This is a genomic window from Stenotrophomonas sp. GD03680 (assembly GCF_029844625.1).
Taxonomy (GTDB): domain Bacteria; phylum Pseudomonadota; class Gammaproteobacteria; order Xanthomonadales; family Xanthomonadaceae; genus Stenotrophomonas; species Stenotrophomonas maltophilia_P.
Map to the genome: position 1 here is coordinate 1 of NZ_JAOCKC010000033.1, position 25,252 is coordinate 25,252.

The 25,252-nt window shown below is 67.5% G+C and carries 21 protein-coding genes; 12 read left to right on the top strand and 9 right to left on the bottom strand.

Annotated elements, in window-relative coordinates:
* Positions 1–51: 51 nt before the first annotated feature.
* Positions 52–1,032 carry a cation diffusion facilitator family transporter gene (locus N5J29_RS18300; RefSeq protein WP_053517376.1) on the top strand — a complete coding sequence of 327 codons (981 nt, stop codon included), beginning with the start codon at positions 52–54 and terminating at the stop codon, positions 1,030–1,032.
* Positions 1,033–1,039: 7 nt separating this feature from the next.
* On the opposite strand, the gene nfi is transcribed toward N5J29_RS18300, so the two are convergent.
* A complete protein-coding gene (gene nfi, locus N5J29_RS18305; RefSeq protein WP_164150765.1) occupies positions 1,040–1,714 on the bottom strand; it encodes a deoxyribonuclease V in 675 nt (224 codons plus the stop codon).
* 93 nt (positions 1,715–1,807) lie between these two features.
* Here nfi and gpmA point away from each other — a divergent pair, with 93 nt between their 5' ends.
* Together gpmA and N5J29_RS18315 are read left to right on the top strand one after the other, a co-directional pair.
* Complete coding sequence (gene gpmA / locus N5J29_RS18310; protein ID WP_014036448.1) at positions 1,808–2,557, top strand: 2,3-diphosphoglycerate-dependent phosphoglycerate mutase; 750 nt, start codon at positions 1,808–1,810, stop codon at positions 2,555–2,557.
* A gap of 147 nt (positions 2,558–2,704) precedes the next feature.
* Positions 2,705–4,798 carry a M13 family metallopeptidase gene (locus tag N5J29_RS18315; protein ID WP_065181147.1) on the top strand — a complete coding sequence of 698 codons (2,094 nt, stop codon included), beginning with the start codon at positions 2,705–2,707 and terminating at the stop codon, positions 4,796–4,798.
* Positions 4,799–4,876: 78 nt separating this feature from the next.
* Here the strand turns inward: N5J29_RS18315 and N5J29_RS18320 are convergent, their stop codons facing one another.
* The 4 genes from N5J29_RS18320 to rlmJ form a co-directional block, all read right to left on the bottom strand.
* Positions 4,877–5,488, bottom strand: coding sequence for an HD domain-containing phosphohydrolase (locus N5J29_RS18320; protein WP_065181148.1), 612 nt, complete (start codon positions 5,486–5,488; stop codon positions 4,877–4,879).
* A gap of 52 nt (positions 5,489–5,540) precedes the next feature.
* Positions 5,541–9,005 (bottom strand): transcription-repair coupling factor, encoded by a 3,465-nt coding sequence (gene mfd / locus N5J29_RS18325; protein ID WP_164150767.1) that lies wholly within the window; start codon positions 9,003–9,005, stop codon positions 5,541–5,543.
* A 125-nt stretch (positions 9,006–9,130) separates the two neighbouring features.
* Positions 9,131–9,676, bottom strand: coding sequence for a GNAT family N-acetyltransferase (locus N5J29_RS18330; RefSeq protein ID WP_053517384.1), 546 nt, complete (start codon positions 9,674–9,676; stop codon positions 9,131–9,133).
* A gap of 95 nt (positions 9,677–9,771) precedes the next feature.
* Positions 9,772–10,629 (bottom strand): 23S rRNA (adenine(2030)-N(6))-methyltransferase RlmJ, encoded by an 858-nt coding sequence (gene rlmJ, locus N5J29_RS18335; protein WP_128990187.1) that lies wholly within the window; start codon positions 10,627–10,629, stop codon positions 9,772–9,774.
* Between the two features lie 34 nt (positions 10,630–10,663).
* Between rlmJ and creB the strand changes: the two genes are divergently transcribed.
* The 7 genes from creB (at position 10,664) to N5J29_RS18370 (ending at position 18,385) form a co-directional block, all read left to right on the top strand.
* Positions 10,664–11,383 carry a two-component system response regulator CreB gene (creB, locus tag N5J29_RS18340; protein WP_164150769.1) on the top strand — a complete coding sequence of 240 codons (720 nt, stop codon included), beginning with the start codon at positions 10,664–10,666 and terminating at the stop codon, positions 11,381–11,383.
* Between the two features lie 3 nt (positions 11,384–11,386).
* Entirely contained in the window at positions 11,387–12,847 is a 1,461-nt protein-coding gene (gene creC, locus N5J29_RS18345; protein ID WP_074900892.1) for a two-component system sensor histidine kinase CreC, read from the top strand.
* A gap of 81 nt (positions 12,848–12,928) precedes the next feature.
* Positions 12,929–14,248, top strand: coding sequence for a cell envelope integrity protein CreD (gene creD / locus N5J29_RS18350; protein ID WP_164150771.1), 1,320 nt, complete (start codon positions 12,929–12,931; stop codon positions 14,246–14,248).
* Between the two features lie 10 nt (positions 14,249–14,258).
* The gene (locus N5J29_RS18355) at positions 14,259–14,669 is read left to right on the top strand and encodes a hypothetical protein (RefSeq protein ID WP_164150773.1); all 411 of its coding nucleotides are present in this window, start codon (positions 14,259–14,261) and stop codon (positions 14,667–14,669) included.
* A 98-nt stretch (positions 14,670–14,767) separates the two neighbouring features.
* On the top strand, positions 14,768–16,366 hold the full coding sequence (locus N5J29_RS18360; protein WP_164150775.1) for a M28 family metallopeptidase: 1,599 nt from the start codon (positions 14,768–14,770) through the stop codon (positions 16,364–16,366).
* Positions 16,367–16,456: 90 nt separating this feature from the next.
* Positions 16,457–17,860, top strand: a complete 1,404-nt coding sequence (gltX, locus tag N5J29_RS18365) for a glutamate--tRNA ligase (RefSeq protein WP_053517391.1) — start codon at positions 16,457–16,459, stop codon at positions 17,858–17,860.
* Positions 17,861–17,893: 33 nt separating this feature from the next.
* The gene (locus N5J29_RS18370) at positions 17,894–18,385 is read left to right on the top strand and encodes a Fur family transcriptional regulator (RefSeq protein WP_053517393.1); all 492 of its coding nucleotides are present in this window, start codon (positions 17,894–17,896) and stop codon (positions 18,383–18,385) included.
* Positions 18,386–18,459: 74 nt separating this feature from the next.
* Here the strand turns inward: N5J29_RS18370 and N5J29_RS18375 are convergent, their stop codons facing one another.
* From N5J29_RS18375 to N5J29_RS18390, 4 genes are all read right to left on the bottom strand, one after another.
* A complete protein-coding gene (locus N5J29_RS18375) occupies positions 18,460–19,620 on the bottom strand; it encodes an HlyD family secretion protein (RefSeq protein WP_111185833.1) in 1,161 nt (386 codons plus the stop codon).
* Positions 19,621–19,630: 10 nt separating this feature from the next.
* A complete protein-coding gene (locus tag N5J29_RS18380) occupies positions 19,631–21,304 on the bottom strand; it encodes an MFS transporter (RefSeq protein WP_065174667.1) in 1,674 nt (557 codons plus the stop codon).
* Entirely contained in the window at positions 21,304–21,870 is a 567-nt protein-coding gene (locus N5J29_RS18385) for a TetR/AcrR family transcriptional regulator (RefSeq protein ID WP_053518751.1), read from the bottom strand. Before N5J29_RS18385 ends, N5J29_RS18380 begins: the two co-directional genes overlap by 1 nt.
* Before the next feature lie 274 nt (positions 21,871–22,144).
* Entirely contained in the window at positions 22,145–24,352 is a 2,208-nt protein-coding gene (locus N5J29_RS18390) for a TonB-dependent receptor (protein WP_164150777.1), read from the bottom strand.
* Between the two features lie 134 nt (positions 24,353–24,486).
* On the opposite strand from N5J29_RS18390, the gene N5J29_RS18395 reads away from it, so the two are divergent.
* Together N5J29_RS18395 and N5J29_RS18400 are read left to right on the top strand one after the other, a co-directional pair.
* Positions 24,487–24,900, top strand: a complete 414-nt coding sequence (locus N5J29_RS18395) for a MerC domain-containing protein (protein ID WP_053518754.1) — start codon at positions 24,487–24,489, stop codon at positions 24,898–24,900.
* A gap of 110 nt (positions 24,901–25,010) precedes the next feature.
* Positions 25,011–25,190: a 30S ribosomal protein THX gene (locus N5J29_RS18400; RefSeq protein WP_004150462.1), complete on the top strand. Its 180-nt coding sequence runs from the start codon at positions 25,011–25,013 to the stop codon at positions 25,188–25,190.
* The last annotated feature ends 62 nt before the right edge of the window (positions 25,191–25,252 follow it).

The following is a 25,252-nucleotide window of genomic DNA, read 5'->3' on the forward strand; positions in this document are numbered from 1 at the left end:
TCTCCCCCGCAGCCACGCCGTAGCCTGACCGCATCGCACAGGAGCTGTTGCATGGGCCACGACCACGATCACCTGCCGTCCCAGATCCGCCACGAGAAGCCGTTGTGGTGGGCGTTGGGGCTGACTTCCACCTTCCTTGTCGTCGAAGTCGTCGGCGCGTTCTGGACCAACAGCCTGGCGCTGCTGTCCGATGCGGCCCACATGGCCACCGACGCGCTCGCACTGATGATCGCGCTGGTCGCGGTGCGCTTGAGCCGGCGTCCGCCGGACGCGCGCCGCACCTATGGCTATGCGCGGCTGGAAGCCCTTGGCGCGATGATCAATGGCGCGATGCTGTTCGTGGTGGCCGGCTACATCCTGTGGGAAGCGGTCGGCCGCTTCCGCGAACCGCAGGAGATTGCCTCCACCGGCATGCTGGTGATCGCCGCCGCCGGCCTGGTCATCAATCTGATCTCGATGCGCCTGCTGCAGGCCGGCAGCGGTGAAAGCCTCAACGTCAAAGGTGCCTACCTGGAAGTGTGGGCCGACATGCTCGGCTCGGTGGCGGTGATCGTCGGCGCGCTGCTGATCCGTTGGACCGGCTGGCAGCCGATCGACCCGATCCTGGCGGTGCTGATCGGCCTGTGGGTGCTGCCACGCACCTATGTGCTGATGCGCGAGGCGATCAACGTGCTGCTGGAAGGCGTGCCCAAGGGCATGGATGTGGCGAAGGTCCGCGACAGCCTGTCCGGCCATGCCGCGGTGCTGGACGTGCATGACCTGCATGTGTGGGCACTGGCCTCGAGCACGCCGGCGCTGACCGCGCATGTCGTGATGCGCGACGGTACCGACGCCGACGTGCTGCGCCGTGAGCTGGGAGGTCGCCTGCACGATGACTTCGGCATCGAGCATGTGACCCTGCAGATTGAAGCGGATCACTGCGGAGAGGCATGCGGAGATCCCGCGCCGCCCAGTGCGGCCGCACCGGATGCGCGGCACGATCACGACCACGGCGAGGACGCGCAGGGCCATCGCGGCCACGTGCACCACTGATCTGCCGCTACGCGTCCCGTCGCGACGCCAGCCGATCCGCCAGGCGGGTCGGCTCCGGCAGGCGATAGCCACGCAGCGTGCGCTGCACCCACTGCAGTGCGGTATCGGCGCCGATGCGGTGCCCGCCAGCGACGAACAGCGGCCTGCAGCGGACCTTGCTGCGCAGCACCCAGCCGAGCTGTTCATCGCCATCGAGCAGGGGCGTATGCGCGCCAGCCTCGTCTGCGGGCTCGACGAAGCGACCGACCAGTTTCGACTTGGCCACGCCGATGCTCGGCAGATCGGTGACGACGCCCAGGTGCGCCGCCACGCCCAGCCGTCGCGGATGGCTGATGCCGTGCCCGTCGACGAAGACCAGGTCCGGCGAACGCGGCAGCAGGGCCAGTGCAGCGAGCAGGGCGGGCAGCTCGCGGAAGCTGAGCAGGCCGGGGATGTAAGGCATCACCGTGGGAATGCGGGCGATCTCCCGGGCCACCGGTTGCAGGGTGGCGGCATCCAGCAGCACCGCTGCGGCGCGGGTGGTGCGGCCGTCGTCCTCGAAGCCGACGTCCAGCCCGGCCAGCCAGCGTACGGTACCCGGCAGCCGGTCGCTGCGCTCCACCCGCGCCGCAAGCCGCAGCTGTTGCTCGCGTGCGGCGGCGACGCTGCCCTGCCAGCGCCCGGGATCAATCACGGTATTCATCGATCACAGCATCGCATGGGCCGCGCCACGGCACGGTGAGCGGCCCCGGGGCTACAATGGCGTCCTGCCTTTCCTCGCGTTGGAGATCCTGCAGTGACCCGTAAACTCGTACTGTTGCGCCATGGCCAGAGCCAGTGGAACCTGGACAACCGCTTCACCGGCTGGGTCGATGTCGACCTGACGGAGCAGGGGCGCCGGGAAGCGGCCGCCGCTGGCCGCCTGATGCGCGAGGAAGGCCTGCAGTTCGACGTCGCCCACACCTCGGTGTTGAAGCGCGCCATCCACACCCTGCAGGGCGCCCTGGCCGAGCTGGAGCAGGACTGGCTGCCGGTGAACAAATCCTGGCGTCTCAACGAGCGCCATTACGGCGGCCTGCAGGGCCTGGACAAGGCCGAGACCGCTGCAAAGCACGGCGAGGAGCAGGTCAAGGTGTGGCGTCGCTCCTATGACATCCCGCCGCCGCCGATGGATCTGGAAGACCCGGGCCATCCGATCCACGACCGTCGCTACGCCGGGCTGGACCGCAACGCGCTGCCGGGTACCGAATCGCTGGCCACCACCCTCGACCGCGTGCTGCCGTACTGGCACGACGCCATCGCGCCGCAGCTGAAGGACGGCAAGACGGTGCTGGTCACCGCCCACGGCAACTCGCTGCGCGCGCTGTACAAGTACCTCAACAATGTTTCGCGCGAGGAAATCCTCGAGCTGAACATTCCGACCGGCATTCCGCTGCTGTTCGAACTGAACGATGACCTGACCGTGCAGTCGTTCCGCTACCTGGGCGACCCGGAAGCGGCGCGCAAGGCCGCTGAGGCCGTGGCCAACCAGGGCAAGGCCAAGTAGGAATCGGAAGGCCGGCGCACGCCGGCCTTCGCTTTTTGTGGCGCAGAGCAGGGCTCGGCGCCACATGACGAGCGCTCTGTGACCTTTGGCCGGTCCCTGCCGCGGGCGTCCCCGTCTACCCTGTGGAATTACCCGCAGGAGAGCCTCATGAACGTCCGCAACCTGGCCCCGCTGGGCCTGACCATCGCCATCGCCGCCTCCCTGGCTGCGTGTGGCAAGAACGAAACTGCACCGGCGACCAGTGCCGACGCTACGCCGGCCTTCGACCTGTCACAGATCAAGACGCCGCTGATCTCGCTCAACAGCGCCGATCTCGATCCGGCCATCGCGGCCTGCACCGACCTCAATGGCTTCGTCAACAGCAAGTGGCTGAAGGCCAATCCGGTACCGGGCGACCAGACCACCTGGGGCAGCTTCGAAATCCTGCGCGAGCGCTCGCTGGAAGTGCAGCATGCGCTGGTACAGCAGGCTGCCGCCAGCCAGGCCAAGGCCGGTTCGGTGGAAGCCAAGATCGGCGACATCTGGAAGACCGGCAACGACGAAGCGAAGATCGAGGCTGCGGGCCTGGCGCCGCTGCAGCCGCAGCTCGACAAGATCGCCGCGCTGAAGGACACCGCCACCCTCACCCAGTACCTGCGCGACAGCCAGGCCGAGGGCAAGGGCGTGCTGTTCTCGCTGTTCGCCAATGCCGATTACAAGGATTCGGCCAATGTCATCGCCTACGTCGGCCAGGGCGGCCTCGGCCTGCCGGAGAAGGGCTACTACTTCGATGATGCGCAGGCCAGGATCCGCGACGCCTACGTGGCCTACATCGCGCAGGTGCTGACCCTGTCCGGCGTGGACGCCGCGCAGGCCGCCGAGCAGGCCAAGGCCGTGATGGCCTTCGAAACCCGCCTGGCCAAGGCGTCCATGTCGCGCATCGAAATGCGTGACCCGGCCAAGCGCTACAACCCGCTCAGCGCCGCAGACGCCGACAGGCTGACCCCGAATTTCAGCTGGACCGCGCTGTTCGACACCCTGAAAGTGCCGGCCGCGCAGAAGTTCTCGCTGGCCCAGCCGGGCTTCTTCTCCGAGATGGACAAGATGCTGGCCGATGTGCCGGCCAGCACCTGGCAGGCCTACCTGCGCTTCCACACCATCGACGACGCCTCGCCGTACCTGAGCAGCCAGTTCGAGAAGGCCAACTTCGATTTCTATGGCACCACCCTGCGTGGCCAGAAGGAAATGCAGCCGCGCTGGAAGCGCGTGCTGGAGTCGGTCAACGGCGGCATGGGTGAGGCGCTGGGCCAGCTGTACGTCGACGCCGTATTCCCGGCCGAGTCGAAGGTGGCCATGCAGCACCTGGTGGAAAACCTGTCGCAGGCGTTGAAGGTGCGCCTGGAGCAGCTGCCGTGGATGGGCGAGGAAACCAAGAAGAAGGCACTGGAGAAGTGGGCCAGCTTCACCCCGAAGATCGGTTACCCGGACAAGTGGCGTGACTGGGCAGGCCTGCAGACCAACGGCGACAGCTACCTCGGCAACATGCAGGCGGCGCGTGCGTTCAACTACCGCTACATGCTGGACAAGATCGGCAAGCCGGTGGACAGGACCGAGTGGGGCATGACGCCGCAGACCGTCAATGCCTACTACAACGCCACCAAGAACGAGATCGTGTTCCCGGCAGCGATCCTGCAGGCGCCGTTCTTCGACGCCAAGGCCGATCCGGCACTGAACTACGGCGGCATCGGCGCGGTGATCGGCCACGAGATGATGCACGGCTACGACGATTCGGGCAGCCAGTTCGCCGCCAACGGCAACTTCGACAACTGGTGGACCGATGCCGACCGCAAGGCGTTCACCGAACGTACCGACCAGCTGGTCGCGCAGTTCGATGGCTACGAAGCGGTGCCCGGCGTGAATGTGAAGGGCAAGCTGACCCTGGGCGAGAACATCGGCGACCTGGGCGGCCTGACCGTGGCTTATGACGCGCTGCAGATGGCGCTGAAGGAGGATCCGAAGGCGAACGTCGAGGTCGATGGCTACAGCCAGGACCAGCGCTTCTTCATGAACTGGGCCACCGTGTGGCGTCGCAACTTCACCGATGGCGAACTGCGCGTGCGCCTGAACACCGATCCGCACGCGCCGGCCAACTTCCGCGCCAACGGTGCGCCCTCGAACATGCCGTCGTTCGCGGCTGCGTTCCAGTGCAAGGCCGGTGACGCGATGGTGCGTGCCGACGACAAGCGCGTGGTGATCTGGTAACCGATCACACGTGAAGCGTGATGCGAGAGGCCCGGCGCAAGCCGGGCCTTTTGTCTGTTCGCCCGGTGGCGCCGGATCTCAGGCCAGCGCAGGTTCCTGCGCCAGCAGGCGATGGAAGCGCTGCAGCACGTAGGGGTCGATCAGGCCGCCGGCCTGGTCATCGAGGATGCGCAGTGCCGTTCCGTGCGCCATCGCCGCCCGGTACGGACGATCACTGGTCATCGCATCGTAGGCGTCGGCGAGCGTGACAATGCGCGCGCCCAGCGGGATGTGCTCGCCGTGCAGGCCGTCGGGATAGCCGCTGCCGTCGAATGCCTCGTGATGGGCCCGGATCAGCCTGGCCACCGCGGCGGCATCGCTGCGGCCGGTGGTCAGGAAGATGTGCTCGCCACGCACCGGATGCTCACGCATGATCGCGCGCTCCTGCTCGGTGTGCCGGCGAGGGCTCAGCAGCACGTCGTCGGGAATGCCGATCTTGCCGATGTCATGGAATCGCGCGGCCAGCGCGACCCGCGTGCCGGCCTCCTGGTCCAGGTCGCAGTGCACGGCCAGGCGCTGGGCCAGCCGGCCGACCCGGTCACAGTGATGGCGGGTGTAGGCATCGCGCATCTGCAGCGACATGGCCAGGGCATCGATCAGGCAGGCCTGTGCGTGCAGCAGGTCGGGGGCGGGTACGGCGTCAGGCAGCATGGTCGTCCGCCCGCACCGGGTGGGGCCGGTGCGGGATGGTGGCGGTGGGAAATCAACCCGGGGCGAGGGTCGTCAGCAGGGCGCGGGCCGCATTGAAGCGGTCTTCCGGCAAGGGCAGCGGGTGCTTGATGCGGAGCTTGTCCGGGCCTTCCATCGCATACAGGTTCGGCTGCTTCTGGATCAGCTGGATCACGGCCATCGGGTCGATGTCCGGCTTCGATTCGAACACGATGCGGCCACCGTTTTCGCCCAGGTCCAGCTTGCGGATGCCCAGCGCGTTGGCCCGCAGCTTCAGCTCGGCAACCGCGAACAGGTGCTTGGCCGGGTCCGGCAGCAGGCCGAAGCGATCGATCATCTCGACCTGCAGCTCGCGCAGCGCATCGTTGTCGCGCGCGCTGGAAATGCGCTTGTACAGCGTCAGGCGGGTATGCACGTCCGGCAGGTAGTCTTCCGGAATCAGGGCCGGCACATGCAGCTCGACGTCGGCACCGCGCACTTCCTCGCCGGCATCCAGGTCCGGCAGCTTGCCCTGCTTGATGCTGCGTACCGCGCGCTCCAGGAGCTCGGTATACAGGCTGAAGCCGACTTCGGCCATCTGCCCGCTCTGGTCCTCGCCGAGCAGTTCACCGGCACCGCGGATTTCCAGATCGTGCGTGGCCAGGGTGAAGCCGGCGCCCAGCTCGTCCATGGAGGCGATGGCTTCCAGGCGCTTCTCGGCATCCGGGGTGATCGCACGGCGGTCAGGCGTGATCAGGTAGGCGTAGGCGCGGTGGTGCGAACGCCCCACGCGGCCGCGCAGCTGGTGCAGCTGGGCCAGGCCGAAGCGGTCAGCGCGGTTGATGATGATGGTGTTGGCGTTGGGGATGTCGATGCCCGACTCGATGATCGTGGTCGACAGCAGCACGTTGAAGCGCTGCTTCTGGAAATCCAGCATCACCTTCTCCAGTTCGCGCTCCGGCATCTGGCCATGGGCGATGCCGATGCGCGCTTCCGGCACGAGTTCGGACAGCTCGCGCTGCATGCGGCCGATGCTCTCCACGTCGTTGTGCAGGAAGTACAGCTGGCCACCACGCGCCAGTTCGCGCTGGAAGGCCTCGCGCAGCAGCGCGTTGTCCCATTGCGTGATGAAGGTCTGTACCGCCAGCCGGTTCGGCGGCGGCGTGGCGATGATCGACAGGTCGCGAAGGCCGGCCATGGCCATGTTCAGCGTGCGCGGGATCGGCGTGGCGGTCAGGGTCAGCAGGTGCACGTTGGCACGCAACGCCTTCAGCGCCTCCTTCTGGCGTACGCCGAAACGTTGTTCCTCGTCGACGATGACCATGCCCAGATCCTTGAACTTCACGTCCGGCTGCAGCAGGCGGTGGGTGCCCACGATGACATCGATGGTGCCGGCAGCGACCTTCTCCAGTTCGGCCTTGATCTCCTTGGTGCTCTTGAAGCGCGACAGCACTTCCACCTTGAGCGGGTAATCGGCGAAGCGGTCGCGGAAGTTGCGGTAGTGCTGTTCGGCCAGCAGCGTGGTCGGCACCAGCACCGCCACCTGCTTGCCGGCACTGGCAGCGGCGAACGCGGCGCGCACGGCGACCTCGGTCTTGCCGAAGCCCACATCGCCGCAGACCACGCGGTCCATCGGCTGGCTGCTGGCGAGGTCGCGCAGGGTCGCGTCGATGGCGGCCAGCTGGTCGGGTGTCTCCTCGAACGGGAAGCCGGCGGCGAATGGTTCGTACATCGCGCGGTCGACCTGCAGGGCCAGTCCGGCACGTGCCTGCCGGCGCGCCTGGATTTCCAGCAGTTCGGCGGCGACGTCGCGCACCTTCTCGGCGGCCTTGCGCTTGGCCTTGGTCCACTGCTCGCCCCCGAGCGAATGCAGGGGCGCGGTTTCCGCGGATGCGCCGGAGTAGCGGCTGATGAGATGCAGCTGTGCGACCGGAACGTACAGGCGGTCGCCCTTGGCATACTCGATTTCCAGGAACTCGCCCGGCATGCCACCGACGTCCATCGCGATCAGGCCGCGATAACGGCCCACGCCATGATCCTCGTGCACGATCGGCGCGCCTTCGGTCAGCTCGCCCAGGTCACGGATGATCGCTTCCGGTTCGCGGCCGGCGCGGCGCGTGCGGCGGGTGCTGCCGGCGCGCTCGGGGAACAGCTGGCGTTCGGTCAGGACCGCCAGGCGCGGATCGTCCAGGGCGAAGCCATCTTCCAGCGGCGCCACGGTGATGGCAAAGCGCACATCGCTGGCGAGGAAGGCGGGCAGGTCGGCAACCACCGGCGGCTTCAGTTCGGCCGCCTGCAGCACTTCCAGCAGGGCTTCGCGGCGGCCCGGTGAATCTGCGGCGATCAATACCCGGCCGGGGTAGTGGCCGAGGAAGGATTTCAGCGCGTCGCCAGCGGGCGCTTCGCGGGCCGCTACCGGCAGCGCCGGCAGGGGCTGGTCGCCCAGCGCATGTGCATCGGCGATGCGTGCATGGTCGGTGGCCCATACTTCGATGCGTGGCGCGTCGTTCAGCCGCTCGCGCAGCTGCTCAGGCGAAAGGTACAGCGCCGAGGGCGGCAGCAGCGGGCGCTCGACATCGTGGCGGCGCTGCTCGTAGCGTTCGCCGGTCTGTGCCCAGAACGCGTCGGCGGCTTCGCCGGCGCCGGCACACACCACCGGCAGGCTGCCGGCAGGCAGGTAGTCGAACAGGCTGGCGGTGCGGTCGAAGAACAGCGGCAGATAGTACTCGATGCCGGCCGGGGCCAACCCGGACTTGAGGTCCTGGTACAGCGCGCTGCGGCGCGTGTCGACATCGAAGCGCTCACGCAGGGTGGCCAGCACGCGGCCGATGCTGGCCTCATCCATCGGTACTTCGCGGCCGGGCAGCATGTGCACCGACTCGACCCTGTCCAGCGAGCGCTGGCTTTCCGGGTCGAAGGCGCGGATCGAGTCGATGTCCTCGTCCAGCAGCTCCACCCGCAAGGGCTCGTCGGCGCCCATCGGGAACACATCGAGCAGGCCGCCGCGCACGGCGAAGTCACCGGGGTCCATCACCTGCGGCACGTTGCGGTAGCCCGCGCTTTCCAGGCGGCGTTTCTCGGCCTCCAGGTCCAGGCGCTGGCCGACCTTCAGGTCGAAGCTGCCGCCGATCACGTAGCTGCGCGGGGCCAGCTGCTGCAGCAGGGTCTGGACCGGCACCACCACCAGGCCGCGCTTGAGCGCAGGCAGGCGGTGCAGGGCCGCCAGGCGCTGCGAGATGATGTCCGGATGCGGGCTGAAGCGGTCGTAGGGCAGGGTTTCCCAGTCCGGGAAGGCGATCACCGGCAGCGCGGGATCGTTGCCCAGCAGGGTCTGCAGATCGGCTTCGAGCTGGTTGGCGCCGTGGTTGTCACGGGCAACCACCAGCAACGGCGCGTCATGCGCGCGCGCCGCCTGGGCCAGGTACCAGGCCAGGGCGGTCGGTGAAGCGGGGGCGCGCCACCAGGCGCGGAGCTGGCCGGCGCGCGGCAGCGGCGGGGCGGGGTATGAAGTACGCGACATGGACCGCGGATTTTAGCAGAAGCCTCCAGCCGCCCCATGATTGCTGCGTGAGCGGGCAGCGCCGGGCCATGCCCAGAGGGCGCGGTGGCTGCAACGCCATCGCCGGGCCGCGCCCGGCGTCACCGTCAGTTGTCCAGTTCCAGCACCATGCGCACCAGCCCTTCGGTGCCGTTCGGGTGCGGAACGGGCTTGAAGCCCAGCGAGGCGGCCAGCTGCTTCATCGGCTCGTTCTCGGCCGCCACATCGCCGTACAGGCGATCCAGGTACTTGCCCCGACCCCACTTCACCAGCTTGCGCATCAGCTGCCGGCCCAGGCCCTGGCCGATGAGGAAGCGGCTGATCAGGATCGCGTACTCGGCTTCGCGGGTACCGGGGATGATCGAGGCCCGGGCGACCGCACCGACCACGGCCTCACCGGCGGGCAGGGACTCGGCCGCGACCAGGGTGATCTCGGTCTTGGGATTCGGATGGGTCAGGCGCTGCGTGGTTTCCGGTGACAGCTCGGTCACCGCCTGCAGGAAACGGTCGCGGATTTCTTCCGGCCCGAACAGGCTGAAGGCCGCTTGCAGCGGCGCGCTGTCTTCCGGGCGGATGGGGCGGATCAGCAGCTCGTGGCCGCTGGGAGCCTTGAAGATCTCATGCCAGGGCGGCATGCGGTTGCGAGTGGCCATACCGGGTGATTCCTTGGTGGTCCATCGATTGTGGCATCACCGGGGCTGTCTTCCGTGAACAAAAGGCTCACGGGCGTACAGCCTCGTGAAGGCCATTATTCAGGTGCCTTGAGCCAATCCAGGCGGGTGCTGGCGCCGGGCTCACCCAGGTGCTGGCGCAGCGCCGGCAGGGCCGGACCGACCGCCCGGTCGAACTGCCAGGGGGCGTTGAGCACCAGCATGCCGCTGCCGTTGAGGCGCAGCGGTGAGTCGTCGGGGCGTACCAGGAACTCGATGGTCACTGCCGACTTGACCGGCAGGGCAGTGGCCTTGCGCAGGAAATGCAGGATCGTGCGGCGCTGCTTGATCGGGAACCACACCGCGCAGGTGGCCTGCGGCCAGCGCGCCAGCGTCTCGGCCAGTGCTGCCAGGATGCGCTGGTACTCGGCGTCCTGGGCCTCGTAGGGCGGGTCGATCAGCACCAGGCCGCGGCCGATCTTGCTGCCGTTGACCTTCGGCGGCAGCAGCGAGCGCAGCAGTGCATAGCCGTCGCCCGGGTGCACGCCGACCCGGCTGTCATGGGCGAACAGGGCCTTGAGCGTGCCCACTTCGTCTTCCTGCAGCTCGCATACCGCCATCCGGTCCTGCGCACGCATGGCCTGGGCGGTGAGCAGGGGCGAGCCGGGGTAGTTGGTCAGCGCGCCGACCGGATTGTCGGCCTGCACGGCCTTCAGGTAGCGCTCGACCACGTCCGGCAGCTTCGGCTGCGCCATCAGGCGCATGACCCCGGATTCGGCCTCCAGCGTCTTGCGGCTCTCTTCGCTGGCCAGCAGATAGCGGCCTGCGCCGCCGTGGGTGTCCAGCACGAAGAACGGGCTGTCCTTGCGCTTGAAGCTGTCGATCAGGGCCAGCTGCACGATGTGCTTGAGGACATCGGCATGGTTGCCGGCGTGGAAGGCATGGCGGTAATTCATGCGGGCAGTGTACGGGGCGGCGGCCGCAGCGGCTATGCTGCGCGCCATGACAGCTCCCGTTGCCCATGTCCTGGTGGTCGAGGACGAAGCCGCCATCGCCGAAACCGTGCTCTACGCGCTGCGCAGCGAGGGCTACCTGGCCAGTCACTGCCTGCTCGGCAGCGATGCCCTGCAGCGGTTGCGGGACGGTGGCATCGATGTGGTGGTGCTGGACGTGGGCCTGCCGGACCTGAGCGGCTTCGAGGTCTGTCGTCGGCTGCGTGCGCTGCCCGGTCCGCAGGCGCAGCTGCCGGTGATCTTCCTGACCGCCCGCAACGACGAGCTGGACCGGGTACTGGGCCTGGAGCTGGGCGCCGATGACTACATGGCCAAGCCGTTCTCGCCGCGCGAGCTGGTGGCGCGGGTGCGCGCGCGGCTGCGGCGGGCGGCGCCTGCTGCCAGTGACACCGATGCGGGCTGGCAGACGCATGGCGCCTTCGCCATCGACCGGGAGGGCCGGCGTGTCCGCTTCCACGGCCAGGCACTGGACCTGACCCGCTACGAGTACGCACTGCTGGAAGCCCTGCTGCAACGCCCCGGGGCCATCCTCAGCCGCGCCCAGCTGATGGATCGCGGCTGGGACAGCAGTGCCGACAGCGCCGACCGCACGGTCGATACGCACGTCAAGACCCTGCGAGCCAAGCTGCGCGCGGCCGGCGCCAGCACCGACCCGATCCGGACCCACCGTGGCCTGGGCTACGCCCTGGAGGCGTGAGCGATGCGTCTGGTGATGAAGCTGTTCCTGGGCTTCTTCCTGATCGTGGGCATCGCCGCGTTCTTCGTCATGCGCGTGTTCGTCAACGAAGTGAAGCCGGGCGTGCGCCAGGCGATGGAATCGACCCTGGTCGATGCGGCCAACGTGCTGGCCGAGATGGCGGCGGCGGACGTCAAGGCAGGCACCATCAACAGCGGCAGTTTCACCCGCAACCTGGCCAAGGCGCGGCAGCGTGACCTGAAAGCGATGGTGTGGCGCTTTCCCAAGCGCGCCCTCGATTACCGGGTGACGATCACCGATGCGAAAGGCATCGTGATCTACGATTCGCTGGGCCGCGACGTCGGTCGTGACAACTCGCGCTGGAACGATGTCTACCGCACCCTGCGCGGCGAGTACGGCGCCCGCTCCAGCCCGGAGACGCCGGGCGAGGAGGGCAACACCGTGATGCATGTGGCCGCGCCGGTGTACGACCCGGGCGATGGCCGCACCCTCATCGGCGTGCTCACCCTGGCCCAGCCCAACCGCAGCATCGATCCGTTCATTGCGGCCAGCCAGCGCGCCATCATCGAACGCGGCGCATGGCTGATCGGGCTCTCGGCGCTGGTCGGGGTGCTGGTGACGATGTGGTTGACCACCGGCCTGGGCCAGCTCAGCCGCTATGCGCGCGCGGTCACCGCCGGTGAGCCGGTGCCGCCGCCACGCCGCCGCCGCGATGAGATCGGTGATCTCGGCCAGGCGCTGGAGACCATGCGGCGCAAACTCGAAGGCAAGGCTTACGTCGAGCAGTACGTGCAGTCGCTGACGCACGAAATGAAGAGTCCGCTGGCCGCGATACGCGGTGCCGCCGAGCTGCTGCAGGAACCGATGGCCGATGCAGACCGTGCGCACTTCGCGCGCAGCATCCTCGAGCAGCAGGAGCGGTTGACCGAAACCATCGACAAGCTGCTGGCGCTGGCCGAAGTGGAGCAGCACGGCTGGCTGCAGACGCGTGCGCCGATCGCACTGCCGGACCTGCTGCAGCAGACCGTCGCAGCCGCGCAGGTGCGCGCGCAGGCGGCCGGCGTCGAGGTACGCACTGATGCAGTGGCGGATCTGAGCGTGCAGGGTGATGCCTACCTGCTGCGGCAGGCGCTGAACAACCTGGTCGACAACGCGGTTGCCTTCTCTCCATCGGGGACGGAGGTCGTGCTGCAGGCTCAGGTTGAGGACGGCGGCGTACGCCTGCAGGTGGCTGACCGGGGTGCCGGCATTCCCGACTATGCCCGTGACCGTGTGTTCGAGCGCTTCTATTCGTTGGCCCGTCCCGGCAGTGGCCGCCGCAGCTCCGGCCTTGGGCTGCCGTTCGTGCAGGAAGTAGCGCGCCTGCACGATGGCCGTGTCCAGCTGCAGGCCCGCGACGGCGGTGGGACCGTGGCCAGCCTGTGGTTGCCGCTGGGCATGCCCGGCCCGCGCACGCGGCGCTGACTTCACATCCGCTTCAAATTCGCCACAAACCCCGCTCACCGCGACGGTCCATGCTGCAGCCCTCTCCAACGAGGATGGACCATGAAATCCCTGAAGATGCTGCTGCGGTTCGCCATTGTCGGCGGACTGATCCTGCTGCTGCTGATTCCGCTGATGATGATCCGCAGCGTGATCAACGAGCGCAGCCAATACCGCGACGAAGCCTTCGCGCGGGTCGCTGACAGCCGCGCCGGCGCGCAGCAGCTGGTGGGGCCGGTGCGGGTGGTGCCGTGGGTGGAGCGCCAGCAGGTGGAAGTCGTCGACGCCAAGGGCAACAAGAAGACCGAGGTGCAGGTCAGCGAAGGGCACTGGCTGCAGATGCCGGCCTCGCTCGACGTTGGCGGCGAGATGCTTCCCAGCCAGCGTGAGGTCGGGCTGTTCAAGGTGCCGGTGTACAGCTGGAACGGCCAGTTGAAGGCCTCTTTCGCGGCTGACGACTATCCGGTCAAGCCAGGCCGGACCTATGGCCAGCCCTATGTGGCGCTGGGGGTGTCCGATGCGCGTGGTCTGGTCGGGACGCCCAACCTGCGCGTGGATGGCCGCCAGGTACGCCTGCTGCCGGGCGTCGGCGCCGCTGCGGAACTGGGGCGTGGCCTGCATGCGCCCGTGGCGGGTTTTGCCGCGGTGCAGGGCGGGCTGCTGGCAGCGAGCACGGTGGAGCTGGAACTGCGGCTGGACGGCAGCCGCATGCTGTCGGTCGTGCCGGTAGCCGATGACAACCGCATCGCACTGCGTTCGCGCTGGCCGCATCCGTCCTTCGCCGGCGCCTTCCTGCCGAACGAACGCCGCGTCGATGCGCAGGGCTTCGACGCGCGCTGGGCGGTGTCCTCGCTGGCCTCCGATGCCCAGCGCCAGCTGCGCGGCGATGGCGAGGTGGCGTCGCAGGCGGTCAGCGTGTCGCTGGTCGATCCGGTCGACGCCTACACACAGGCGGATCGCGCCTCCAAGTACGGCGTGCTGTTCGTGCTGCTCACCTTCGTCGGCTTCATTCTGTTCGAGCTGATCAAATCGCTGCGCATCCACCCGCTGCAGTACCTGATGGTGGGCCTGGCACTGGCGATCTTCTTCCTGCTGCTGATCAGCCTGTCCGAGCACATCGCCTTCTGGAAGGCGTATCTGGTCTCGGCGGCGGCCTGCATCGGCCTGCAGGCGGTGTATCTGGCCAACGTGCTCGGTCACTGGAAGCGCGGCCTGGGCTTCGCCGCGCTGCTGACCGTGCTGTATGGCGCGCTTTACGGGCTGCTGGTCTCGGAGAACAACGCGCTGCTGATGGGCTCGCTGCTGCTGTTCGTGATTCTGGCGCTGGCGATGTGGGTGACCCGCCGCGTGGACTGGTATGCGCTGGGCGCGGAAGCAAAGTGAGGAGATCGCGATGGGATGGCGCCAGGGATTGCGGCTGAGAGCCCAGCAGGGCATTCCGGCTCTGCTCGAAGTGGATGCACTGCTGCAGGCGCATGGCGTGCTGGCGGCCCTGCCGGGGGCGCGGATCGCCCCCGGACTGGTCCGCTTCCAGCTGGCGCCGGCCACCTGCGAAGGGTTGCTGGGGCAGGGGCTGGAGTGGCTGGACGGTGCACGGCAGGGACGTGGCGTGCTGGGTGGAAAGGTCCCGTGCTACCGGCCCTGGAAGGCCGGGCCGGGGGCGTTGGCCGAGATCGGCATCGCCGGCCTGCCCGGCGACTGGCCCACGCACGCTGCGGTATTCGGCTGCAGCAGCATCGACCGGCGGCACTGGTTGCTGCTGCTGCCCATGCGCGCCCAGCTGTGGCTGGGCTGGAGCGGATGAGGCGTCCGCACCGCCCATGACCGATGGGACGGGGGGCGGGCGCCCCCGCTGGCTAGACTCGAGGGGTTGATGATCGAGCCGAAGGGCAGGGGTGGGATGTGCTGAAGTGGGGTGTGCTGGCGGTTGCGCTGGCGATGAGCGGCAATGCGATGGCGCAGCAGCGCGAGCCGGTGGACCTGGACATGGTCAGCCGCATCCGCCAGGAGGCGTTCCACCGTTCGCAGGTGATGGACACCTTCAGCTATCTCACCGAGCGCATCGGGCCGCGCCTGACCAACTCCCCGGCGATGGGGCGCGCCAACGCGTGGACCCGCAGCAAGTTCACCGAATGGAAGCTGGACAATGTCCACGACGAAGCGTTCGATGACTTCGGCCGCGGCTGGGAGTTCACGTCGGCCAGCGTGGAGATGCTCGGCGACCGCGTGATGCCACTGCACGCACTGCCCAAGGCCTGGACGCCGGGCACCGGAGGACCGGTCGAGGGCGAGCTGGTACAGGTGGACATCAAGAAGCCGGAAGACATCGAGAAGTACCGCGGCAAGCTGCGCGGGAAGATCCTGCTGCTCGGCGAGGCGCGCGAGTACAAGCGGGGTACCGAGCCGGACTCGCATCGTCACGACGCCACCTCGCTGGAGGGACTGCAGGAATTCACCCTGCCCAAGGACAAGGACGCCACCGCCGAGCGCGCCAAGCGGGTGAAGGAGTACCAGGAGCGGCAGGCGCTGGCGGCCAAGGTCAACGCCTTCTTCGTCGAGGAAGGCGCATTGGCCTCGATCAGCATCAGCAGCTGGGACAACGGCATCATCCGCGTGGCCGGTGGTGGCTCGCGCAAGGCCGGGGAGTCGGTCGGCATTCCGGAGCTGGCGATGATCGCCGAGCACTTCAATCCGCTGGTGCGTGCACTGGAGGCCAAGCAGCCCGTGCGCCTGCGGGTGGACGTGAGCGCGCGTTTCACCGACGACAGCGATCAGCCCGGCTACAACACGCTGGCGGAGATCCGGGGCAGCAGCAGGCCGGATGAGGTGGTGATGATCGGCGCGCACCTCGATTCCTGGCACAGCGGCACCGGCGCGGCCGACAACGCGGCCGGCGTGGCGGTGATGATGGAAGCCATGCGCATCCTCAAGGCCACCGGTGCCAAGCCCCGGCGCACCATCCGGGTGGCGCTGTGGAGCGGCGAGGAGCAGGGCCTGATCGGCTCGCAGGCCTACGTCGCCAAGCACTTCGGCCAGTTCCCGGAACCGGTGGACGCTGCGCAGAAGGCGTTGCCGGCCTCGCTGCGCGACCCCACCGGACCGCTGCGCAAGACCCGCGACTACAGCAAGTTCCAGGTCTACTTCAACATGGACAACGGCTCCGGCCGCTTCCGTGGCATCTACGCGCAGGAGAACCTGGCGGCGATGCCGATCTTCGAGGCCTGGCTCGCCCCGTTCCATGATGTCGGCGCCACCACGGTGGCGACCCGCAACACCGGCAGCACCGACCACATCAGCTTCGATCGCGTCGGCCTGCCCGGCTTCCAGTTCATCCAGGACCGGCTGGATTACTTCACCAATGTCCACCACAGCCACCTGGACACCTGGGACCACGCCGAGCCCGAAGATCTCAAGCAGGCAGCGGCCATCGTGGCCTCCTTTGCCTACAACGCGGCGATGCGCGAGCAGTCGTTCCCGCGCAAGGCCGAGCCGCAGCCGTGACGTGAGCCGGAGGGGCGGACTCCGTCCGTCCCTCCGTGCCGGCGCGGGGCTGGTGGTAAAATCGGGGAATTCCCGTTCCTCGAGCCCCACATGACCTGCCGCACCCGCTTCGCCCCCAGTCCTACCGGTTATCTGCATATCGGTGGCGCCCGCACCGCGCTGTACTGCTGGCTGGAGGCCCGCCACCGCGGCGGCGAGTTCGTGCTGCGCATCGAGGATACCGACCGTGAACGCAGCACCCAGGGGGCGATCGACGCCATCCTGGAGGCGATGGAGTGGCTGGGCCTGGACTACGACGAAGGTCCGATCTACCAGACCGACCGGGTGGCCCGTTACCGGGAAGTCGCCGAGCAGCTGATTGCCGACGGCAAGGCCTACTACGCCTATGAAACCCGGGAAGAGCTGGACGCGATGCGCGAAGCCGCCATGGCCAGGCAGGAAAAGCCGCGCTACAACGGTGCCGCGCGCGAGCTGGGCCTGCCGTACCGGGACGACCCGAACCGCGTCATCCGCTTCAAGAATCCGCTGCAGGGTACGGTGGTGTTCGATGACCTGATCAAGGGCCGGATCGAGATCGCCAACAGCGAACTGGATGACATGGTCATCTTCCGTCCGGACGGCTATCCCACCTACAACTTCGCGGTGGTGGTGGATGACTGGGACATGGGCATCACCGAGGTCATCCGCGGTGACGACCACATCAACAACACGCCGCGCCAGATCAACCTGTACGAAGGCATCGGTGCACCGGTGCCGAAGTTCGGCCACATGCCGATGATCCTGGACGAGCAGGGCGCCAAGCTGTCCAAGCGCACCGGTGCCGCCGACGTGATGCAGTACCGGGATGCCGGCTACCTGCCGGACGCACTGCTGAGCTACCTGGCCCGCCTGGGCTGGTCGCATGGTGACCAGGAACTGTTTACCCGCCAGGAACTGATCGACCTGTTCGATGTGAAGGACTGCAACTCCAAGGCGTCGCGCCTGGACATGGCCAAGCTGGGCTGGGTCAACCAGCACTTCCTGAAGACCGTGGAACCGGCCGACATCGTGCCGCACCTGGTCTACCAGCTGCAGAAGCTGGGCCTGGATGTGGCGGCGGGCCCGGCACCGGTAGACGTGGTGATCGCCCTGCGTGAACGCGTGCAGACCCTGAAGGAAATGGCCGAGAAGGCCGTGGTCTGGTACCAGCCGCTGAACGACTACGACGAAGCCGCAGTGGCCAAGCACTTCAAGGCCGGGGCCGAGGTCGCCCTGGGCAAGGCCCGTGAACTGCTGGCGGCGCTGCCGGAATGGACGGCCGAAGCGGTCGGCACGGCCCTGCACGACACGGCCGCCGCGCTGGAGATCGGCATGGGCAAGGTCGCCCAGCCGCTGCGCGTGGCCATCACCGGTACCCAGGTCAGCCCTGACATTTCCCACACCGTGTACCTGGCCGGCCGTGAGCAGGCCTTGAAACGCATCGACGCGGCCATTACCAAGGTAGCAACGGTCTGAGGCATCCTTGCCAGGCCGAACCGGAGAACGCGCATGCCCGCCAAGACTGCCACTGCCTGTACCGCCCCCCACCACCACGTCCATGACGCATCGGATTTCGTGGCGGTGGTCGAGCGTGTCTCGCGCGAACGCGGGCTGCGCCTGACCCCCATCCGCGCCAACGTACTGAAGCTGATCGCCGAAGCCGGCAAGCCGGTCAAGGCCTACGAGCTGCTGGAATGGGTGCGCAACGGCAAGGGCGTGGGTGCCGATGCCCCGCCCACCGTGTACCGCGCGCTGGACTTCCTGATGGCCAATGGCTTCGTGCACAAGCTGGAATCGGTGAATGCCTTCGTGGCCTGCCACCACCCCAGCAGTGCGGCGCATTCGGTGCCGTTCCTGATCTGCAACAGCTGCCACAGCGCGGTGGAACTGGAAGACCGCGAGATCGTCGGCCAGCTGGAGAAGCGGGCCAAGGAGCTCGGCTTCCAGCCGCAGGCGCAGACGCTGGAAGTGCACGGACTCTGCGCCCGCTGCGCAGGCTGAGCGGCCGGTGGGATTGGGGTCAGATTCCTTTTGCCAAGGCAAAAGGGATCTGACCCCGTTTCACGAGCTCGACCCTACCGGGCCGGCGCAGGCTCGGCCGCCGTATCCACCCGTGCGATCACCGACATGCCGGGACGCAGTCGCGCGGCCAGCTCCTGCCCCGGATCGATCGAGATCCGGATCGGCAGCCGCTGCACCACCTTGGTGAAGTTGCCGCTGGCATTGTCCGGGCGCAGGACGCTGAATTCCGAGCCGGTGGCGGGGGCGATCTGCTCCACATGGCCGCGCAGCACCTGGCCCTGGAACGCGTCCACGGCGAACGTCGCAGGTTGGCCGATGCGCATCTGCCAGGTCTGGCCCTCCTTGTAGTTGGCGACCACCCACAGCGCGTCGGGCACCAGGAACAGCAGCTGCGAGCCGGCGGCCACGTACTGGCCGGTCCGCACGCTGGCCTCGCTGATCTGCCCGTCGCGCGGCGCATGGATCACGGTATTGGCCAGGTCGATGCGTGCCAGTTCCAGTTGCGCCTGTGCGCTTTCCACCTGTGCCTCCAGGCTCTTGCGTGCCACCTGGGTGGAGACCAGCGTTTCCTCGGCGATGCGGATCTGCGCCTGCGACTGCTGCACGCTGGCCTGCGCCGACGCCTGGGTCGTGCGGAAGCGGTCGCGGTCATTGATCGATACCAGGCGTTGTGCGGCGAGCTGCTCGTACCGCTTCAGCTCGTTGCGGGAGCGCTCAAGCTCGGCCTTGCCGGCGGACAGGGTGGCCTGGGCCGCAGCGATCTGCGCGCGGTTCTGCGCCTGCGACTGATCGGAGTTGGCCAACGCCGCGCGCGCGCTGTCCAGCGTGGCCTGTGCCTGCGCCACGCGCTGCGCATAGATGCGGTCATCGATGCGCAGCAGGGGTTCGCCCTTCTTCACGTGCTGGAAGTCCTTCACCAGCACCTCGGTCACATAGCCATTGACCTGGGGTGCCATCACCGTGATCTGCCCGCGCACGTAGGCGTTGTCGGTGACCATCACGCTGCTGGCAAACGGCCACAGGTGCCACGCGCGCAGGATCAGTGCGATGCCCAGCAGGGCCACCACCACCATCACTGCCACGCTGCGCGCACTGGGTCTGAGGTACTTCGGCGCGACCGCCGGCTCAGCCGGCGTGGGCGCAGGTGCCGCATCGGTTGGCGGCGGTGGGGTCACGTTGTCGGCATCGTCGGGACGGGGCGGGACGGGAGGCATGGCGAAGGACTCAGCGGGGCGCTGCGGGGGAGGCCGCAGCGGAGGAGGGCGGATGGCGCTTGCGCCACTGCTTGAGCACGGCGGTACGCAGCGACAGCAGCAGCAACCAGCACAGGAAGCCGATCGCCAGCCAGCCGCTCAGGGTGAACACATCATTGAACCCACGGACATTGGCCTCGCGGCGCGTCGTCTGTGCCAGCTGCGCGGTGCCCTGCGCGCTGCGCAGCACCGGATCGGTGATCTGCGCGGCGTACAGCTGCTGCTGGATGCGCAGGCGCTGCGCCACCACCGGGTCGGCGGGATCAAGCTGGCTGGTCAGCGCGCTGGAATACAGCTGTTCGCGATGCAGCTGGAAGGTTCCCAGCAGCGCCGAGCCGGCCAGCCCGCCCAGCGTCTGGGTGATCGACAGCGTTACCAGGAAGGTGATCATGTGGTCCACACCCTGTTTCAGGGCGGCGGAGATGCCCAGCATGATCAGCGGGCCCATGAACATCCCGGCACCGACCGAGGCCAGGAACTGGCTGAGGTAGAAATCGTGGGGACGGTCCATGCTGGTGCGGTTCTGGTCGAAGAACGCCGCCGAACCCAGCAGCAGGATCGCCATCAGCAGCTGCGGGATCAGCCGCTTCGGGCCGAAGGTCACGGCGGTACCGATGATGCCGGTGACAACCCCTGCCAGAATCACTACGAACAAGGGGCGCAGCTGGTCCGGGCCCATGCCCAGCGTGCGCATCAGGCTGACCACGCCGTAGGACTGCTCGGTGGTCAGGAAGCGGATGAGGAACGCACCCACGATGAAGTGCAGTACCGGCAGGCTGGCCAGCCAGCGCGTCTGCAGCAGTGGATTGCGCCGGTAGTGCTCGATGATGAAGGCGGTGGTCGACAATGCGATCGAGGCGACCAGCGCCCAGCCCAGCCACGGTGTGTCCAGCCACCAGCGCGTGTAGCCCTGGGCCAGCACCACCACCAGCAGCGCAACCGCCGGGGCAAGCAGGCTGAAGGTGAGGAAATCCATGGGCTCGAAGGCCTTGATCTGCACGCCTGGCGGCAGCTTCAGCACCACCACCGCCGCGAACGCACACAGCGCCAGCCCTGCTTCGAAGGAATACAGCTGGTGCCATTGCCCGGTATCGACCAGGCCGGGCGACACGATCCAGGCCAGCGGAACTGCCAGCTGCGACAGACCGACGCCGATCACCAGCAGGTTGCCGGTGAAGCGCCGCGGCAACGCCTGCAGCATGTACAGCGTACCCAGCGTCGAACACGCCGCACCGGCGAAACCGCTGGCCGCGCGCGTCAGCATCGTGGTTTCGAAGCTGCCCACGAACAGGTGCAGCACGGCCAGCGCGGCATACAGCCCCAGGCCGATCTCGGCGAACAGGCGGATGCCGTACTGCTGGCGGAACTTGAAGGCCAGCAGGTTGGCGGTGACGTTGACCATCGCGTAAGCGGCCACCAGCCAGCTGCCCTGGGTCGGGGTGAGCTGCAGTTGCCCCTGCAGGAACGGCAGGTTGGCGGTGACCAGCGCATTGCCGAGGCCGCCGGTGATGGCCACCAGCAGGGACACCAGGGCATAGGCTGCACGCCGGTAGGGTGGGTGCCACGGCATCGAAGCCGATCCGGGCATGGTCGGCTTCTCATGCTCCTCCCAGTCCGGCACCGGCTTCAGATACGGCTGCACCATCAGCGTGCTCCGCTGGCTGCTCCCTGGAGTCCTCCGCGCAGCAGTTGCAGGGCACGCCCGGCCAGACGGGCGCGCTCGTCACGGGTCTTGCCGCGAAGGGCCGCTCCCAGCATGCCGGAGATCAGTGAAATATCCGTTTTTTCCAGATCGGGACGGCACAGGCCTGCGGCGATGGCCCGCTGGATCGGTGCTTCCAGCAGGTCGCGTACGGTCTCGCGCGCGGCGCGCATGGAGGGCACGTCCGAATCAACGGCGCGCCAGTAATCGGCCAGCGCAGGTGAATCGATGATGCGCTGGGCCATCCCCTCGAACACCTCGAACAGGGCGTCGTCACGGTCGCCCAGCTGCTCCACCTGGCGGCGGATACGGTCGACCGCACGCTGCAGCAGGGCCTGGATCAGCGCGGTGCGGTCGGGAAAATTGCGGTACAGCGTGGCCCGGCCCACCTGGGCGCGTTCGACCACCAGGTCCAGCGGAGCGGTGACGCCGTGTTGCCCGAACACATGGTCGGCGGCGTCGAGAATGAGGGCACGGCGGGCAGCGGCATCAGCGCGTTGAGCGGTCATGGGTTCATTTTCGGACAGGAGTGTCCGATGTGCGAGACATTGAGTGACGGGATTGTCCGGTTGTTGTCCTACGCACATCTTTGTGATCGGTGTGTGAATTCGTATCCATGGCAGGTGGGAGGTGCCACCAAGCCATATCGATAGCGTCACGGCGCGGCTCATGTCCGAAGCCGTACCGGGTCCAAAAAAAACGGGGGGCCAGCAGGCCCCCCGGGAGAGAACGACAACGAGCGTCGTCAGGGATCAGTGGAACGGCGTCCTGCTGCTGGAGGGGTCAGAAGTACGCACGGATGCCGAATGCGACACCGCGGCCCGGCAGCGGCGAGTAATCGCGCAGCAGCGAGGTGTGCGGGCGCACTTCACGGTTGGTCAGGTTGCTGCCATCCAGGAACACCTCATAGCTGTTGCTGTCGTTGCGATCCCAGCGGTAGGCCAAGTGCGCATCGACCAGGGTGTAGCCGTCGCTCGGCTCTTCGTTCTGCGCCACGTCCTTCTGCCGGCTGTAACGCACGGCGCCCACCGACGCGCGCCAGCCGTCCTTCGCCCAGCGCAGGTCGGCACCAACGCGGGCCGGCGCGATGCGCGGCAGGTAGCCGGTGTTGGCCAGCTCCACGGTGTAGTTGTGGTTGTGGTCACCGTGCGGCACCGCGATGTCGAGGTTGCGGCTGCCGTTGCCGTCCAGCTTGGCCTGCACGTAATCGCCGAACAGGCGCAGATCCCAGTCGCCTGCGACGCCTTCGAACAGATGCACCAGGGCTTCCGCCTCGGCACCCTTGAACACCGCATCCTGCTGCGTCCATGCACGCACCGGCAGGCCTTCGGTGACGCCGGTGTCGGCCAGGTAGATGAAGTCCTTGAACTTCGTCTGGTAGATCGAGGCGGAGAAGTCCAGGCGATCGCTGTGGGTGTGGATGCCCAGCTCGACACGCTGGCCGCGCTCGGTCTTCAGGTTGGCGTCGCCGATTTCCAGCGAGCGGGTGGCAATGTGCGCGCCAGCGGCATACAGCTCTTCATTGGTGGGGGCACGTTCGGAGCTGTCCACGCCGATGCGCAGGTCGACCGCGTCGTTGAGCTTCCAGATGCCGGCCGCGGACAGATTGGTGGCATCGAACTGCCGGCGGCGGTAATCGCCGGTCGGGTCCAGCTTGACCTGGTCGTGGCGGCCGCCGAGTTCGAGCTTGAACGGGCCGAACTGCTTCTCCTGCAGCACGAACAGGCCGATGTTTTTCGTTCCCGTGTCCGGCACGAATGCTTCTTCGCCCTTGGCGCCGAAATTGCTGTTGCCGAACTGCACGCCGAAGGCGCCGTCCCAGCCACCGACCTGCTGCTGTACGGCTTCCAGGCGGGTTTCGATGCCGCGGTTGGTGAAGCGTGTGGAGGGCGTGCCGGCCTCCAGCTCGACATGCTCGTAGTCGGTGTAGGCCACGCGGGCATTGATGTTCTTCAGGAACGAGACCGGGTTGTAGATGCCGGCCTTGGTCTCGAAGCGGTTCTGCACCATGTCGATGCGTACGTCATGCTCGTCGCCGCCTTCCTCCTCCTCGCCGTGATCATGATCATGATCGTGGTCATGATCGTCGCCGTCCGCGTGGACGTGGGCGCCATTGGGGATGCCATAGTTGGTGCGATAGGTGCTGGCCGACACGCCGAAGTAGCCGCCCTCGCCCAGCCAGGTGGCACCTACGCCACCGGCCCGGGTGCGGATGGAGCTGTTGTCCAGGCGGCCACGGCGCGGCTCGTCGCCTTCCTCGCCCGCGTGGTCGTGGTCATGGTCTTCGTGGTGGTCTTCCAGGCTGTCGATCACCGCGTAGCCGGGAATGCGGTAGTCGTCGCCGTTGCGCACCAGGCCGTCGACATGCAGCACGACGTTGCCGCTGACGCCGTCGAGGCGGAACATGCCACTGCGTTCGTCATTGACGGAGTTGCCGCGCAGTTCAGCGCGGCCGCTGAGCGGACGGTCGGGCAGCTCGCGGGCGATGCGGCCATCGACGACGTTGACCGCGCCGCCGATCGCACCACTGCCGAACAGCAGTGTCGCCGGACCCTTCAGCACTTCGATCTGATCAGCCAGGAACGGCTCGATGCTGGTGGCATGGTCGGCGCTGACGGTGGAGGCATCCATGTTGCCCATGCCGTTGGACAGCACGGCCACCCGCGGGCCTTCCTGGCCGCGGATGATCGGACGACCGACACCGGGGCCGAAGAAGGTGCTCTGCACGCCCGGCAGCTTGGCCACCGTATCGCCGAGGGTGCCTGCCTTCTGTTCGTCCAGGCGCTCGCCGGCGAGCACTTCGACCGGCCGCGCCAGCGACTCGGCATCGCCCTGCAGCGGCGAGGCGGTGACCTGCACCGACGACAGCTCGGTCAGGTGGCGGTCACGGTGCGCATCGTCGTCGCCTGCGGCGAATGCGGCGGACGGCAGCAGCGCGGCGAGCGCCAGGGCGAGGGTGTGCGGCTTGAACCGCAGGGAAGGGGCGGGCATCGAGAAATCCTTGTTACTGTGTATCAATTGTGAAGCGCACGTATCCCGTCGCGGGACAGGGGGAGAGGAGATCGTGCGGACCAGGAAGGGATGTTATATTATTCCATAACGATTCGCCGACCCTGCTGGAAGTCATGTCCCTCTCCTCCCACCTGCGCCATCTGCTCGACCGTTTCGGTGCCACCGGATCGATGCTGTGCGCAGTGCACTGTGCGGTGATTCCGGTGCTGCTGGCCGCAGCGCCCTCGCTGGGCCTGTCGTTCTGGCTCAGCGATGGCGTTGAACAGGCGCTGGTCGTGTTCGTGACCCTGCTGGGTCTGTTCAGCCTTGTCTGGGGCTACCGCCGGCATGGCGCCCTGCGCGCGCTGGCGTTCCTGATTCCCGGGCTGGTCGCGCTGTGGGCTGGGGTGCTGTACGACCCGCTGCATCACAATGCCGTGCCGCACGCGGTGGTGATGACCATTGGCGGTCTGCTGGTCGGCGTTGCCCATCTGGTCAATCTGCGGCTCAACCACAGCCACGTACACGACGCCAGCTGCGCGCACTAGGCGCTCCGTGATAGGCTTTCCGATCGTGCGCGGGGGCGTCCAGCAAGGCGGCCCCGCCGAACCCGTGTCAGCACGGGGTAACCAGATTTCACATTTGAGGAGTTGAAGACATGGGTAAGGGTGACCGCAAGACCGCCAAGGGCAAGCGCTACAACGCCAGCTACGGCAACGCCCGTTCGCACACCGCGAGCAAGGTCGCCGTAGGCGCCGCTGCCCCGGTCGCCAAGAAGACCGTGGCCAAGGCTCCGGCAAAGAAGGCCGTGGCGAAGAAGGCCGTCGCCAAGGCCTGATCGGCCGGCCGATGGGTCAACGAAGAACGCGGCGCCTGGCGCCGCGTTTTTTATGCGTGTCG

Coding starts and splice junctions, on each gene's coding strand:
- N5J29_RS18300 (WP_053517376.1), top strand. CDS start 52: ATGGGCCACGACCACGATCACCTGCCGTCCCAGATCCGCCACGAGAAG.
- nfi (WP_164150765.1), bottom strand. CDS start 1,714: ATGAATACCGTGATTGATCCCGGGCGCTGGCAGGGCAGCGTCGCCGCC.
- N5J29_RS18315 (WP_065181147.1), top strand. CDS start 2,705: ATGAACGTCCGCAACCTGGCCCCGCTGGGCCTGACCATCGCCATCGCC.
- N5J29_RS18320 (WP_065181148.1), bottom strand. CDS start 5,488: ATGCTGCCTGACGCCGTACCCGCCCCCGACCTGCTGCACGCACAGGCC.
- mfd (WP_164150767.1), bottom strand. CDS start 9,005: ATGTCGCGTACTTCATACCCCGCCCCGCCGCTGCCGCGCGCCGGCCAG.
- N5J29_RS18330 (WP_053517384.1), bottom strand. CDS start 9,676: ATGGCCACTCGCAACCGCATGCCGCCCTGGCATGAGATCTTCAAGGCT.
- rlmJ (WP_128990187.1), bottom strand. CDS start 10,629: ATGAATTACCGCCATGCCTTCCACGCCGGCAACCATGCCGATGTCCTC.
- creB (WP_164150769.1), top strand. CDS start 10,664: ATGCTGCGCGCCATGACAGCTCCCGTTGCCCATGTCCTGGTGGTCGAG.
- creC (WP_074900892.1), top strand. CDS start 11,387: ATGCGTCTGGTGATGAAGCTGTTCCTGGGCTTCTTCCTGATCGTGGGC.
- creD (WP_164150771.1), top strand. CDS start 12,929: ATGAAATCCCTGAAGATGCTGCTGCGGTTCGCCATTGTCGGCGGACTG.
- N5J29_RS18355 (WP_164150773.1), top strand. CDS start 14,259: ATGGGATGGCGCCAGGGATTGCGGCTGAGAGCCCAGCAGGGCATTCCG.
- gltX (WP_053517391.1), top strand. CDS start 16,457: ATGACCTGCCGCACCCGCTTCGCCCCCAGTCCTACCGGTTATCTGCAT.
- N5J29_RS18370 (WP_053517393.1), top strand. CDS start 17,894: ATGCCCGCCAAGACTGCCACTGCCTGTACCGCCCCCCACCACCACGTC.
- N5J29_RS18375 (WP_111185833.1), bottom strand. CDS start 19,620: ATGCCTCCCGTCCCGCCCCGTCCCGACGATGCCGACAACGTGACCCCA.
- N5J29_RS18380 (WP_065174667.1), bottom strand. CDS start 21,304: ATGGTGCAGCCGTATCTGAAGCCGGTGCCGGACTGGGAGGAGCATGAG.
- N5J29_RS18385 (WP_053518751.1), bottom strand. CDS start 21,870: ATGACCGCTCAACGCGCTGATGCCGCTGCCCGCCGTGCCCTCATTCTC.
- N5J29_RS18390 (WP_164150777.1), bottom strand. CDS start 24,352: ATGCCCGCCCCTTCCCTGCGGTTCAAGCCGCACACCCTCGCCCTGGCG.
- N5J29_RS18395 (WP_053518754.1), top strand. CDS start 24,487: ATGTCCCTCTCCTCCCACCTGCGCCATCTGCTCGACCGTTTCGGTGCC.
- N5J29_RS18400 (WP_004150462.1), top strand. CDS start 25,011: ATGGGTAAGGGTGACCGCAAGACCGCCAAGGGCAAGCGCTACAACGCC.